The organism is Tahibacter aquaticus (assembly GCF_004363655.1).
Classification (GTDB): Bacteria; Pseudomonadota; Gammaproteobacteria; order Xanthomonadales; family Rhodanobacteraceae; genus Tahibacter; species Tahibacter aquaticus.
This window is the reverse complement of the sequence record NZ_SNZH01000020.1, coordinates 58,619-71,864: the sequence shown is the minus strand read 5'-3', so window position 1 is coordinate 71,864 and position 13,246 is coordinate 58,619. Positions and strand designations below refer to the sequence as shown.

The window sequence follows — 13,246 nt, the reverse complement described above, 5'->3', positions numbered from 1 at the left end:
GGTTCAGCCTCCGATCGACGCAAGATGCGGGGTAACGCCGGTCTCGCCCCGGTGCAAGCCGTGACCGGCGGCCTTCAGGCCGAGCTGGCTTATCAACGTAGCCTGAAGTTCGTTGGCCTGCGCGTCGGCCTGCAGCAACTGTCGCAGTGGAATGCCTGCGTTGCCGAACAGGCACAGGCGCAGGTCGCCGGCTGCGGTGACGCGAAGGCGGTTGCAGCCGGCGCAGAAATCGCGCGAATACGGCGCGATGATGCCGATGTGACCGGCGTAGTCCGGATGGGCGTAATCGCGCGCGGGGCCGGCGTCCGGCGCGCGCGGATGCAACTGCCAGCCCTGTGCCAGCAGCGTCTGTTCCAGGGTTTCGGCGCGGTAGTGGTGGCGCCGGAAATAGGCGAGGTTGTCGCCGGTCTGCATCAGCTCAATGAAGCGCAGGCCGACGCGACGCGTGCGCACGTAATCGAGGAAGGCCGGCAGCTGGTCGTCGTTGAGTCCGCGGAGCAGCACCGCGTTGAGCTTGACTGCTGTTAGGCCCAGTGCAAGCGCGCGCTCGATGCCGTCGAGGATCTGCGGCAGGCGGTCGTGGCCAGTGATCGCGGCGAAACGCGCGCGGTCCAGCGCGTCGACGCTGACATTCAGATGCGTGAGACCGGCGGCCTGCCACTCGGCGATGCGCCGCTGCAGTAGCACGCCATTGCTGGTCAACGCGACTTTGGCCACGCCGGGCACGGCGGCGACGGCGGCGATGATCTCGCTCAAATCATGGCGCAGGCTGGGCTCGCCGCCGGTGAGCCGCAGCTTGCTCATGCCCAGCCGCGCGAAGGCCCGGACCAGCCGGCCTATCTCTGCCACAGTCAGCAGAGGTGCCAGTCCAGGACGCGGCTGGTAGCCCCGGGGCAGGCAGTAGCTGCAGCGGAAATTGCAGGCCTCGATCAGCGAGAGCCGCAGGTACGGAAAGCGTCGGCCGTAGCCGTCGATGAGGGCTGCCATCTTTCAATCCTTTCCAAAGCAGGAAAGGCCGGCCGTTGTCCACCGGCCCCGGTCGCCGTTGCCGATCGCGGCTGGCCGCCATCGCCGGAATCCGGCGACCAGCGGTGCGTCTACGTAGTGCCATCCGGGCGCGGCCATGCGGTGACTCTAGGCAGCGCGTTCGGCCGCCGCACTGATCACGATCAAGCGCAGGCGTTTATTCGCGCAGCAGCGGCAGGGCAAGACACCGCAGCCGGGCCATGTCGAGAATTTCGAACTCGCGCCGGTCCACCAGCAGCAGGCCTTCGTCCTGGAAGCGCCGCACCACGCGCGACACGGTTTCGGCCGCCAGCCGCAGGTAGTTGCCGATATCGGTGCGGGACATACTCAGCGCGAAACGGTTCGGCGAGAAGCCGCGGCTGGCGAAGCGCCGCGAGATCGACAACACGAAGGCCGCCATGCGCTCGTCCGCGCTGAAGTCACCGGCCATCGCTGCGGCCTTGTTGATGTCCTGGCTCAGCAGCCGAAACAGCTGCGTTTGCAGGCCCGGCATGCGCGTGGCCAGGGTGGCCATCATGGGAAACGAGAAGCGGCACAGGCTGACCGTATCCAGCGCGACGGCGTTGCAGGGAAAGCGTGCGCTGTGAATCGCATCCAACCCGATGATTTCGCCGAGCAGGAAAAAACCGAGCACCTGCTTGCGCCCGGAAGCGTCAATGCGGAAGGTTTTGACCATGCCGGAGCGTACCGCGGCGATCGCATTGAAGGGATCGCCCTCGCGGAAAAGCAGCGTGCCCGCAGGATACGGCCCCACATGCTGTACCAGGCAGTGCAGCTCCTGCAGTGCGGACTTGTCATAGCCCTCGGAGTGGCAGACGCCGGCGAAGGCGCAGCTACTGCAGAATGTGAGCCCGTCGCCGTCGTCCGTGATCGGGTTCGGCTTGGTGCGAAACGGGTTCATGAATGGGCGCGACATCGGGAGATGGTCAGCAAGCAAGGAACTCGGTCTAAGGTCACGGCCGGCGCCTGACCACAGCGAACGGGGCGCAGATTGCTTGCAGGGCCAGCCGCCCTTGCGACCCAAGCTGCAGGTTCTCCAGGTTGTAGTGCAGCAGTCCCGCTTCCCGCAGCGGCTTCAGCGTGTCCAGCTCGTCGCGGAAGTACTCCGCGAACACGATGCCGTGCTGTTCCTGCATCTGCACAAGATCAATGCTGCCGGCACAGAGCAGGGCCTGCAGCAGATCGCTGCGTAGGCGCTCGTCCGCATCCAGCTGAAGGCCGCGCCAGACGGGCAATTCGCCCATGTCGATGCTGCTTTCCCAGGCCGTTAGGTCGGGGCAATTCTCGAAGCAGGCATCGCCGATGCGACTGCGCGCGCCCACACCGAGGCCGACGAGGTCGGTCTGTGCCTGGGGAACATAGCCGAGCGCGTTGTGATGCAGCAGGCCGCTCTGGCGGGCGCGGGCCAAATCGTCCTGCGGCAGAACGAAGAGGTCCAGGCCTAGCGCCTCGTAGCCGGCGGCGAGCAAGGCGCTGACTGCGTCTGCGTGATGCCACGCGCGGTCGGCTAGTGGAACCGCGGTGGCCAGCGATGCCGGTCCACCCGGGCAGCATAGGTGGATGCGGTCCGCACGCAGCGCCAGGAGCTGCTGCAGGCCGGCCTCGAAGTCGGCGTCGCTGCCCGGCGGCCCACCGAGATCCAGGGCCGTCGAGCGCATGCCGGCCTCCCGCGCGGCGACGAGGCTGCGTTCCAGCACCGCAGTGGCATCGCGGTCCGCAGCCGCCGGCAGTGCGCGGAAACGGACGCGGTTGAAGCCCAGGTCGACCAGGCCGGCGAGTTCCCGCGCGTCGTAGACACCATCAGGCAGCACGATCAGGAACTCGCGCGTGCTCGCATGGCTCAGGAAGAAGTGCCGCGACACGGCATGCAGCAGCTCGCCCAGTCCGTCACTGGCTGTCTTGCCGGCCAAGCCGTCGAGCTGCAGCTGCACTACGTCGCGGTCGCGGTCGAACAGCGGCGCCACCAATTCGCATTCGCGCGCGAGGCGGTAGAAAGAGGCGTGGCTGCGCCCGCGGTCGGCGCCAGGCGCAACCGGGCAATCAGCCGTATTCCCGTCGAAGGGCAGGCGCAGATGCAGCGACAGCAACCGCGGCATCGGATCTTCGTTGCTGTGGCGCGCAGCGCTGCGGAACTGGGATTCGCCCAATTCCGGCGAGAACCGGGCCGGATCGGGAAATCCGACAAATACCGCATCCGGACCGGAATGCGGCGGCCATGGAGCCAAGGCAGACTGGCGTGTCGGGGTCATGGGATCAGTCTGCGCCGGATCACCGCGCGGCGCGTTGATCCAGATCATCCGCATCGCGGAAAAAACCACCCGCCGCCGCACACCGGCCCCGGAATTGATCCAGATCAGTGCCGCGCCGCGCGCCTCTGCGCAGGATCTGTGCTGACCTATCCGGAGTGCCGCCATGCCGTCTTTATCCAGTCACCTATCCGCTGAGCCTTGCAGCGGTGCTGGAGGCGGCGGCAGCACACCCGCTGCCACACCCGGCGCCTGTAGCGGGCCAGCGGAGGCGGCCGCGCACGACTACGCCCTTGACGCCTGCTTCCTTGGTCCTTACGGAGAAAACGACAGTCTGCTTGAAAAACTGGTCGTCGAATTCCTGCGCGACCATGTCTACTGGCGGCGTAACTTCCACCCGGAAGATCCACCGCCGATCACCACCGCCGCCGCGCGCCAGCCGGACTACCTGGATTTCGAAGCTCGCATGCGCCGTGAACTTCACCAGCTTTCGGCGGCGTTGAAAAAGTCAGTGCCGTTTCACAGTCCGCGTTACATGGGCCACATGGTGTCGGATCTGCTGCTGCCCGGCCTGGCCGCACAGATACTGACCTTGCCGTACAACCCCAACAACGTGAGCGAGGACGCCGCGCCGGTCACGGTCGACATGGAAGTTCAGGTCGGGTTGCAGCTCGCGCGCATGCTCGGTTATCCACACGACCCGCAGCAGCCGGCCTGCGCCTTCGGCCATCTGACCTCGGGCGGCACGGTGGCGAACTACCAGGCGCTGCGTCTGGCCCTGGCGCTGAAGGCGTTTCCGGTCGCGCTGCGCGCCGCCGGCCCCGCGGAGCTGGAGCTGCCGCCGGACGACTGGAGCGCGTTCAATCTGTCGGGCGAGGACTCGATCGCACTACTGCAGCGCTGGCAGTCCTGGCTCGCTGCGCTGCCAGCGGCGCACCGTGCGTCTTGGCGGGCGAAGGTCGAGGCGCAGCGCATCGAGCAGCTCGGCCTGCACGGCTTCTTCGCAGCGCATCCGCTGCTAAGCGAACCCTGCGTGCTGGCGCCGGTCACGGCGCACTATTCCTGGAGCAAGGGCGTCAAGCTCCTTGGGCTGGGCCGCGACCAGTTGGAGCTGCTTCCCACCTGCGGCATGCGACTGGACGCCGATGCACTCGAAGCCGCGCTAGAGCGCCATGCGCGGGAACGCCGGCCGGTGCTGCTGGCCGTCGCCGTACTCGGCGGCACCGAATACGGCACGGTGGATCCGGTCGACGCGGTGCTAGCCGCACGCCGTCGCTCGCGCCGCCGCGGACTGGATTTCAGCGTGCATGTGGATGCGGCCTGGGGCGGCTACCTGGCTACTTTGTTCCGCTCCGAGGACGGCAGCCTACGGACGCCGGCGCAGGTCGGCGCGGAGTTCACGCGGTTTCCGGCGCCCGAGGTGCATGCGGCCTTTGCTGCGTTGGCCGACACCGACTCGGTGACCGTGGATCCGCACAAGCTCGGCTATCTGCCTTACGGCGCAGGCGCCTTCGTCTGCCGCGATCACCGCGCGATGGCTCTGCTGGCCGAGCGCGCCGACTATGTCTTTCATTCCGATACGCCGCCGGACTATCTGGAGCGCTACCGCAACCTGGGGCAGTACATCCCTGAAGGCTCCAAGTCTGGCGCGAGCGCAGCCGCGGTCTATGTCACGCACAAGGTGCTGCCGCTGGATCACGCCCATTTCGGCCGCCTGCCGCGGGCCACGGTGCGCGCGGCCGAGGCCTTCCACGCTCGCGCCCTGCGCTTTGCGGCCGAGCAGGCCGGCGTCGTGCAGCTGATCGTGCCGTTCGCACCCGACAGCAACCTGGTCTGCCTCGCGCTTAATCCCTGCGGCAATCGCTCGCTGGAAGTGGCCAATGCCTTCGTCGCCGCGCTGCACGACTGCCTGCGCAGCGATCCGCGCCAGCCGCTGCAGCTCAAGGAGTTTTTCGGTTCGGTTACCAGCCTGCGCTTCGATTTGCTCGGCACCGCCGACACGGCGCGCATTCTTGCAGCGCTGGGGCTGGATGCCGGCCCGATCGGCGAGGGCCGCCTTGTCATCCTGCGCCACACCTTGATGAATCCGTACCTCATCGACACGCAGAACGGTATCAGCTACATCGACGGCTATTTCGCCTTCCTGGCGCGGCAGATCCATGCGCTGCGCGTACGCGACGGACACGCGGCACCGTGAACGCCTGGCGCACGGATACGCCCTTCGACGCCCCCGGGGCTACGCGCGACTGGGAGCATGCGGCCATCGCGATCCTCGCGCAGGAGGCTGCGCGTTCGGCCGATACGCATCTGCTCAAGCTGGACCTGCCGGGGTTTCCGGGTATCGCGTTCTATTTCAAGGACGAGGCGGCGCATCCGACCGGCAGCCTCAAGCACCGGCTGGCTCGCTCGCTGTATCTCTACGCCTTGTGCAACGGCCGCCTGCGCGCGGGCCAGCGGGTGGTCGACGCGTCTTCCGGCAGCACGGCCATCTCTGAGGCCTGGTTCGCGCGCCTGCTCGGCCTTTCGTTCGTCGCGGTGATGCCGGCCGGCACGGCGCCGCAGAAGATTCGCGAAGTGCAGGCGCTGGGCGCGACCTGTGATCTGGTCGACGATCCGGCCGACGTTACCGTACGCGCAGCCGAACATGCGGTGAGCGGCGCGTGCCACCTGGATCAGTTTGGCCTAGCGGAGCGCGCAACTGATTGGCGCGGCAATAACAACATCGCTGAGTCCATCCTGTCCCAGCTCAGTGCAGAATCCGCACCGGTGCCGACCTGGATCGTCTGTGGCGCTGGCACAGGTGGTACGTCGGCAACGATAGGACGCTATCTGCGCTATCGCCGGCTGGCCACGCGTCTATGCGTCGCAGATCCAGCCGGCTGCGCGTTCGCGCAAGGCTGGCGCTCGGGCAGCCGCGACGTCTGCGCTAGCGTCTCCACACGGATCGAAGGCATAGGCCGCGCCCGGGTCGAGCCGGGCTTCCTCTTCGAGGTGGCCGATACCGTGGTGGAAGTGCCGGACGCAGCATCGGTGGCCGCGGTCTGGTGCCTTGAAAGCTTGCTCGGCCGGCGCTACGGCGGGTCCTCCGGCACCAACTTCGCCGCCTGCCTGCAGCTGGCCGCAGCCATGCGCGCACGCGGCGAGAGTGGCAGCATCGTCAGCCTGCTCTGCGATCGCGGCGAACGCTACGCGGAGACTCTGTTCGATCAGAACTGGCTGGCGGTGCAGGCGCTGGATCTTCGCCCTTGGCTGGCCACGTTGAATCGCTGCATCGCCAGCGGCTGCTGGCAGGCACCCGTGGGCGTCAACCCATGATCTTCGAGGAACTGCGCGGCTTTCTTGCGCAGCTGGAGCGCGAGCGGCAATTGTTGCGCGTCACCGAAACGGTGGATCCGCACCTGGAATCCACCGCGCTGTGCCTGCGCGCCCTGCGCGCGGGCGGCCCGGCTCTGCTAATGGAAAAGGCAGGAACGTCGGCGCAGCCGCTGCTGGGCAATCTGTTCGGCCATCGTCGGCGCATAGAGCTGGCGCTTGCTGGCCGGCCACTGGCTTCGCTGCGCGAACTCGGCCAGTTACTCGCGGCAATACGTGAGCCGCGCTGGCCGGGCAGCCTGCGCGCTGCCCTGGCGCAGTGGCCCGAGCTGGCCCAACTCGCCCATGTCGCGCCGCGGCGCGTGCGCGAAGCGGCCTTTCTCGACGAAACCCTGAGCGGCGACGCGGTCGACCTGGCGCGGCTGCCGATACAGCATTGCTGGTCTGGCGATGCCGGCCGGCTGATCACCTTCGGCTTGGTGATCACGCGCGGCACGCGCCAGCCGCGCCAGAACGTCGCGATCTACCGTCAGCAGGTGCTGGGGCGTAATCGCGTGATCATGCGCTGGCTGCCGCACCGCGGCGGCGCGCTGGACTATGCCGATTGGCGCAACGCGCATCCCGGGCGTCCGTTCCCGCTACTGGTCGCCATCGGCGCCGATCCGGCCACCTTGCTCGCGGCCGTCGCGCCGGTGCCGGACTCTCTCTCGGAATATGAATTCGCGGGGCTGCTGCGCGGCGGCCGCACGCGGCTGTGGCACAGTGCATTGACCGGACTGGATGCGCCGGCTGGCGCGGAGATACTGCTTGAAGGCTTCATCCATCCAGACGAGACCGCACTGGAAGGCCCATTCGGCGACCACACCGGCTACTACAACTCGCAGGATCATTTTCCGGTCCTGACGATCGCACGCATGCATTTGCGCCGCGGCGCGATCTACCACGGCAGCTATATGGGCCGCGCACCGCACGACGAACCTTCGGTACTGGCCCTTGCGCTCAACGACATGTTCGTGCCGCTGCTGCAGAAAGCGTTTCCCGAGATCGTCGATTTCTACCTGCCGCCGGAAGCCTGCTCGTATCGCGTCGCCCTAGTGTCCATCCGCAAGCAGTACGCCGGCCATGCGCGCCGGATCATGATGGGCGTGTGGTCCTGGCTGCGCCAGTTCACATATACCAAGTTTGTCATCATCGTCGACGACGATATCGACGTGCGCGACGGCACAGCCGTGATCTGGGCGGTGGCGACGCGGGTCGATCCGGCGCGCGATACCTTTCTGGTGGAAAACACGCCGATCGACTATCTCGACTTCGCCAGCCCGACGGCGGGGCTGGGCTCCAAGCTCGGTCTGGACGCGACCAACAAATGGCCGCAGGAAACCACGCGCAGCTGGGGTCGACCGATCATGCCCGATGTCGGGGTGGAGAGCCGCGTCGATGCGATATGGCAGAAGCTGATGCACGACCTGCGGACGCCGGCGGGCTGAGCACAGGCCGCTGCGTTTTCATGCTGATGGGTCGCGATCACGCTGCCGTAACGGCAGCGTTGCATAGACGCAATTCGTCAGGTTGGCAGCGAACACCCAGTGGCACAGGCGGCGGTGCATGCACGTCCGCTCAGGTGGCGCCAGCGCTGAGCACGGCCAGCACCTCACGCACCTGCAATTGCAACGCGCGATAGGAATTTTCCCACTGTCCCACATGCGGCGTGGCCATACCGAAGCGCCGCAGCATGGCCGAGGCGCACGTCAGTGCCGTGCGCAGCCGCTGGATTTCGGCTAGCGCTGCCTCGTGGTCTTCCTTGCCGACCAGCAGCACTTTGCGGTCACGGCAGACGCCGATGCAGGGCTGCGGCGCCTCGATGCGGCCGCAGCCTATGCACTGCCAGGCCTGGACGTAGCTGTTCTCCGCCGTGCTACTCATTGCGCCGCAGCGGAATCCGGTGTCGCTGGCCAGCCCGGATCGTCGAACTGGCGCGGATATGGCGCCACGGCTGCACGCAGCGCCGCGACCGTGGCGCGGTCCGCGGGCTCGCTTTGCAGGTGCTTGGCGGACTGCAGCAGCGGCAGCAGGATCGGATGCAGGGCAGCATCCGCGTCCGGCGCGAGCCTGCAGTTGGCGAACAGGAAGCGGATTGCCGCTTCGATCTGCGCTGCCTGCTCCCGCACCGCCGCCAGCGGCATATGGCCCAGCTCGTGATGACGCAGTTCCTTGAGCGCGGCTTGCACCCGTCCCATGCCTTCGCGCAAGGCCGCGTCGCTGGCCCAGCGCTTCGCCGGAGGGTTAGTCGGCGCGGCGGCATCAGGCGCCGCAGGCGCTGCGTGCGAGTCCTGCGTTGCTGGCGTCCCGTGGGCCGCATGGGCCGTGTGGTCCTCGGACGACGGCTCCGCTGCAGCGGCTGCGGCATGAGCCGTGATGCCGGACAGGACGAGAAAAGCGAGTAGGCGTCTACGGTTTTTCATGGGCATGGAAAGCCTTCGCAGGGAATCACAAAAAGCGCGGCGCCGGGCATGACCTGCTTTCTGTCGCCAGCCGCGACAGGCCGTCACCCGGCACCGCGCAAAGCGGGCGGGTTCAGGCGCCGCCACAGCCGCCGCAGCAATCGCTGCGTGCGGGCACCGTGCGCACCGCCACCGGCAGTGCAGCGGCCTGGAGCAGGCGCCGCACCTCGGCCTCGGTCAGCTCGGTGCGCACGACGAAGCCTCCGTCGGCATCCAGCGTCACTTCGGCATTGCGGTCATGCGCCGTCAAAGCGCGCTGCGCCTGTTCGGCCAGCGCGGGAGTCGCGGTCGTAGTCATATGAGAACTATCCTTCTGCGTGGTCGGGGATCTGCCGGCAGCTTCGGCCACTACCGGCGCTGGCGCCTTGATCGAAGTCAGCTGCGGTAGAAATCGGCCGCTCAGGCACGCGTGAACACCAGCGTCGCGTTGGTGCCGCCGAATCCGAAGCTGTTGGACATGACCGTGTTCAGCATCGCCGGGCGGCTCGCACGCACGATCGGAAAGGCCGCGGCCTGCGGATCCAGGCTATCGATATTGGCCGAGCCGGCGATGAATCCGTCGCGCAACATCAGCAGGCTGTAGATGGCCTCGTGCACGCTGGCAGCGCCGAGCGAATGCCCACTCAGCGACTTGGTCGAGGACAGCGGCGGCACGGCCGCGCCGAAGACTTCGCGCACGGCCTGTAGCTCGATGAGGTCGCCCAGCGGCGTCGCCGTACCGTGTGTATTGAGATAGTCGACTGGCTTGCGCACGCCGGCCAGCGCCATCTGCATGCAGCGCACGGCGCCCAGCCCGTTCGGCGCAACCATGTCTGCACCATCGGAAGTAACGCCATAGCCGACCAGCTCAGCATGGATGCGCGCACCACGCGCGGCGGCGTGAGCGTAGTCCTCCAGCACCAGCATGCCAGCGCCGCCGGCAATGACGAAGCCATCGCGGCCGCTATCGTAGGGGCGCGAGGCCCGTGCCGGCGCAGCGTTGTAGGCACTGGACAGCGCCCCCATCGCATCGAACTGGGCAGTCATGCCCCAATGCAGTTCCTCGCCGCCGCCGACGAACATCACGTCCTGCGTCCCGCGCCGGATCAGGTCCGCCGCGGCGCCTATGCAATGCGCCGAGGTCGCGCAGGCGGCGGCGATGGAATAGCTGACACCGAGCACCCCGAACGCCGTGGCCAGTGCGGCCGATACGGTGGAACACATCGTTCGCGGCACCATGTACGGACCGACCCGGCGCACGCCTTTCTTGCGCAGTAGGTCGCCGGTCTCGATCTGCCACTGGGCCGAGCCGCCGCCGGAGCCGGCAATCACACCGGTGCGCGGATGGCTGACGCAGTCCGCCCCCAGGCCCGCATCGGCGATTGCATCACGCAGGGCGACATAGCTGTAAGCGGCCGCATCGCCCATGAAGCGTCGCAGGCGACGGTCCACGGCTGCGGCAAGGTCGACACGCGGCAGGCCGGCGATGCAGCTGCGCAGGCCCTGTGCGGCGTATTCGGGCATGGCGCAGATGCCGCTGACGCCGTCGCGCAGCGCATGCGAAACGGCGTCGGCCACATTGCCCAGGCAGGAAACCACGCCCATCCCGGTTACGACGACGCGTCGCATGTCAGAAACCCTCCGTGGTCTGGAACAGGCCTACGCGCAGGTTCCGTGAGGAGTAGATCGGTCGTCCGTCAACGAAGGTATTGCCGTCGGCCACAACCATCTTGAGTCGGCTTCGGATCACCCGGCTGATATGAATCTCGTAGTGCACCAAGCGTGCGCTGGGCAGCACTTGGCCGGCGAACTTCACCTCGCCCACGCCCAGCGCACGGCCGCGGCCGGGCTCGCCCAGCCAGGGCAGGAAGAAGCCAGCGAGCTGCCACATCGCATCCAGACCCAGACAGCCGGGCATGACCGGGTCGGTATCAAAATGGCAATTGAAGAACCAGTGGTCGGGACGTATGTCGAGTTCAGCGCGCAACAGCCCCTTGCCGTAGTTGCCGCCGTGATCGTCGATGGCGGTAATGCGATCGAACATCAGCATGGGCGGCGCAGGTAGGCGTGCATTGCCGATGCCGAACAGCTCGCCGCGGGCACAGGCCAGAATCTGCTGGAAGTCCAGCGAGGAGGGACGCGTCATGGCCAGCCTGTTGAGGGATAAGGAGCAAGTCTGCGCGACACGCCCGCTTTGCCGCGCTGATCTGAGTCAATGCGATCGGCGACAAGTCGCAATTGGGGAGAGTGCGGAGTCACGTGCTACGGCAGGTGGGGGCGCTCGCGTTCATCGGTCGCAGCACGTCTGCGATGCCGGCCTCTCGGGGCCAGCAGCGAGCGGCGGGTTCTGTTGCCCTCGCGCATCGGCGATAGCGGCTTCGATCACGGCGCGCGCCGTCGTCGCCGGCACACCCAGGCGACGCGCCAGCCGCAGTGCGCGGTTGTGCACGTAGCACTCGCGCGCGGGATCGCACGTGGCGATATGCGCCTCTGCCTTTACCACCGCTATCGCCCCAACCAGCATGCGACGTGCGGCCAGCAGCGTAATGAGGCCGTCATCGAGCGCATCGACCAGCGCACGCAGCATGGCCAGCGGAAGTGGTGCGGATTGGCGCACTTTCATGCCTTCTGGGCCACGAAGCGCGCGCTGCGCCGGCGTACGCCGCCCAGCGCATGCCACAGCAGCGTGTAGGCAATTAGCAACGCCAGCCCGGCCGCACGCGCGAGCCCGGTCGAAGGCTCTAGTACGGCCGCCAGTTGCAGTGGCACCGCGGCAAGAAAGCCGCAAAGCACGCGCCATTTGTCAGCGTCCGGCAACAGCCGGTGCACGCTGGGCAAGCGCGTGCCGTGGCCGTAGCGCCGGTGCAGATCGAGCCAGCCGAGGAAGGCGACGATTTCCAGCTGCATGCCCACCGTCAGCAAGGGCAAAGCGACGGCGATCCCGAGTACGCCGGCTAGCAGATCGCCGCGCAGTTGCCACGGCAAGACAAGCGCAAATGCGGTAAGCGCGAGCAGCCCGCTTCGCCACCAAGCGCGTAGCGGCGCGTTGCGCGCAGGTGCGGTGCGTAGCTGTTGCTGTAACGCGGCGCTGGCGAATGCGAGCGCCGCGCCGGCGACGCTCAGGCGCAGGGGCATGGCGGATCCACCGGCGAGCAGCAGGATCGAAGCGGCTACGAGCAGCAACACAGTTGCCGCGGTCCAGGCCATTTGCAGTCTGGGCGGCGTGACGGCCGTGCCCAGGAACATGGGCATGACCACGCGAGAAACGCTGCCCAGGGTCAGCAGCACCCACCCGGCGATGCCCCAGGCGGCGTGGACATCGGTCAGCACGGGAACTGACCACGGCGCAGCCAGCCAGTTGCTAAGGGCGAGGGCGAGCAGGACGCCGCCGGCCGCAGTGACCAGCGCCGCCAGCAGGGCGGCGCTGAGCCCTGCGCGCAGCAGGCCCTGTCCGCAGGCCGTGAGCAGCCCCGGGCCGGTCATGACGGCCAGCAGCGAAAAGGCCAGTGCGAGCGCCGCCGCCGCCGCAGTCAGCAACAGAGGCTTCAGCAGATACAGTCCGCTGGTCAAAAGCAGTATGCCGCAGTTGAACAGTAGGCAGAGCAGGCCCCCGCAGGCGGCACCGCGTAGGCGCACGCCGGCCGCCGCTGGAAGAAACTGCAGCAGGCTGCCCACGAGCAGGTTGCCCATAACGCCCAGCGTAAAGGCGTGAGTGGCCGCCAGCGTTGCCGGATGCCAGCGCGTGTGCAGCAGCGCGGCCGCATCGGTCAGAAGTAGCGCGCCGGCAGCCATACCCCAGTAAGGCGCCGCGAGCAGGAAACGACGCGGTGTCGAGGGCGCCGGCGCGTCCTCAATCGCCAGTCGCGCCATGATCTGTCCGTTCGACCATCACACAGGCACCATGACCTTTCTGCGGCACGATCCGGTGCGTCAGCCCGCGCGCTGTCAAGGCTTCCAGCAGCGGCAAGGGCAGGAGCGGCGTGAGTATTCGCAGAACCGTGCCGGGCGCCATCGTGTCCACCGCCGCGAGCGCTTGTACCAGCGGCTGTGGCGGCGGCAGCGCTCTCAGGTCCAGCTCAAGTACGGTTTCGCCGGGCCGCTGGAGGGAAGAGTTCATGCAACCAGTGCACCATCTTCAGCATTGCAGCGCGCTGATGTAGGTCAAGAACCCAGGACAGGCGA

Annotated in this window: 14 protein-coding genes; 3 read left to right on the top strand and 11 right to left on the bottom strand. The window is 67.4% G+C overall.

Annotated features, from left to right (window positions below; all coding sequences use genetic code 11):
• Window positions 1–3 precede the first annotated feature (3 nt).
• From moaA to DFR29_RS24930, 3 genes are all read right to left on the bottom strand, one after another.
• On the bottom strand, window positions 4–987 hold the full coding sequence (gene moaA / locus DFR29_RS24940; RefSeq protein WP_133821366.1) for a GTP 3',8-cyclase MoaA: 984 nt from the start codon (window positions 985–987) through the stop codon (window positions 4–6).
• Between the two features lie 196 nt (window positions 988–1,183).
• Window positions 1,184–1,927: a helix-turn-helix domain-containing protein gene (locus DFR29_RS24935; RefSeq protein WP_243746174.1), complete on the bottom strand. Its 744-nt coding sequence runs from the start codon at window positions 1,925–1,927 to the stop codon at window positions 1,184–1,186.
• 52 nt (window positions 1,928–1,979) lie between these two features.
• Window positions 1,980–3,275, bottom strand: coding sequence for an oxygen-independent coproporphyrinogen III oxidase (locus DFR29_RS24930; RefSeq protein ID WP_133821364.1), 1,296 nt, complete (start codon window positions 3,273–3,275; stop codon window positions 1,980–1,982).
• Between the two features lie 163 nt (window positions 3,276–3,438).
• Here DFR29_RS24930 and DFR29_RS24925 point away from each other — a divergent pair, with 163 nt between their 5' ends.
• The 3 genes from DFR29_RS24925 to DFR29_RS24915 are packed head-to-tail and all read left to right on the top strand — an operon-like array spanning window position 3,439 to window position 8,071.
• Window positions 3,439–5,469: a pyridoxal phosphate-dependent decarboxylase family protein gene (locus tag DFR29_RS24925; RefSeq protein ID WP_133821363.1), complete on the top strand. Its 2,031-nt coding sequence runs from the start codon at window positions 3,439–3,441 to the stop codon at window positions 5,467–5,469.
• The gene (locus tag DFR29_RS24920; RefSeq protein ID WP_133821362.1) at window positions 5,466–6,587 is read left to right on the top strand and encodes a PLP-dependent cysteine synthase family protein; all 1,122 of its coding nucleotides are present in this window, start codon (window positions 5,466–5,468) and stop codon (window positions 6,585–6,587) included. The genes DFR29_RS24925 and DFR29_RS24920 overlap by 4 nt, the downstream gene beginning before the upstream one ends.
• The gene (locus DFR29_RS24915; protein ID WP_133821361.1) at window positions 6,584–8,071 is read left to right on the top strand and encodes a UbiD family decarboxylase; all 1,488 of its coding nucleotides are present in this window, start codon (window positions 6,584–6,586) and stop codon (window positions 8,069–8,071) included. Before DFR29_RS24920 ends, DFR29_RS24915 begins: the two co-directional genes overlap by 4 nt.
• A 130-nt stretch (window positions 8,072–8,201) precedes the next feature.
• Here the strand turns inward: DFR29_RS24915 and DFR29_RS24910 are convergent, their stop codons facing one another.
• The 8 genes from DFR29_RS24910 to DFR29_RS24875 all read right to left on the bottom strand — a co-directional run bounded on the left by DFR29_RS24910 (window position 8,202) and on the right by DFR29_RS24875 (window position 13,181).
• On the bottom strand, window positions 8,202–8,507 hold the full coding sequence (locus DFR29_RS24910; protein WP_133821360.1) for a hypothetical protein: 306 nt from the start codon (window positions 8,505–8,507) through the stop codon (window positions 8,202–8,204).
• The gene (locus DFR29_RS24905) at window positions 8,504–9,046 is read right to left on the bottom strand and encodes a DnrO protein (RefSeq protein ID WP_133821359.1); all 543 of its coding nucleotides are present in this window, start codon (window positions 9,044–9,046) and stop codon (window positions 8,504–8,506) included. Before DFR29_RS24905 ends, DFR29_RS24910 begins: the two co-directional genes overlap by 4 nt.
• 112 nt (window positions 9,047–9,158) lie before the next feature.
• Window positions 9,159–9,383, bottom strand: a complete 225-nt coding sequence (locus DFR29_RS24900) for a hypothetical protein (RefSeq protein ID WP_133821358.1) — start codon at window positions 9,381–9,383, stop codon at window positions 9,159–9,161.
• Between the two features lie 101 nt (window positions 9,384–9,484).
• On the bottom strand, window positions 9,485–10,693 hold the full coding sequence (locus DFR29_RS24895) for a beta-ketoacyl synthase N-terminal-like domain-containing protein (protein WP_133821357.1): 1,209 nt from the start codon (window positions 10,691–10,693) through the stop codon (window positions 9,485–9,487).
• Window position 10,694: 1 nt separating this feature from the next.
• Window positions 10,695–11,210 carry a 3-hydroxyacyl-[acyl-carrier-protein] dehydratase FabA gene (gene fabA, locus DFR29_RS24890; RefSeq protein WP_133821356.1) on the bottom strand — a complete coding sequence of 172 codons (516 nt, stop codon included), beginning with the start codon at window positions 11,208–11,210 and terminating at the stop codon, window positions 10,695–10,697.
• 141 nt (window positions 11,211–11,351) lie between these two features.
• Window positions 11,352–11,651 (bottom strand): chorismate mutase, encoded by a 300-nt coding sequence (locus DFR29_RS24885; RefSeq protein ID WP_166654322.1) that lies wholly within the window; start codon window positions 11,649–11,651, stop codon window positions 11,352–11,354.
• A 32-nt stretch (window positions 11,652–11,683) separates the two neighbouring features.
• The gene (locus DFR29_RS24880; protein WP_133821354.1) at window positions 11,684–12,934 is read right to left on the bottom strand and encodes a hypothetical protein; all 1,251 of its coding nucleotides are present in this window, start codon (window positions 12,932–12,934) and stop codon (window positions 11,684–11,686) included.
• The gene (locus DFR29_RS24875; protein ID WP_133821353.1) at window positions 12,915–13,181 is read right to left on the bottom strand and encodes a DUF2249 domain-containing protein; all 267 of its coding nucleotides are present in this window, start codon (window positions 13,179–13,181) and stop codon (window positions 12,915–12,917) included. The genes DFR29_RS24880 and DFR29_RS24875 overlap by 20 nt, the downstream gene beginning before the upstream one ends.
• Window positions 13,182–13,246: the final 65 nt, after the last annotated feature.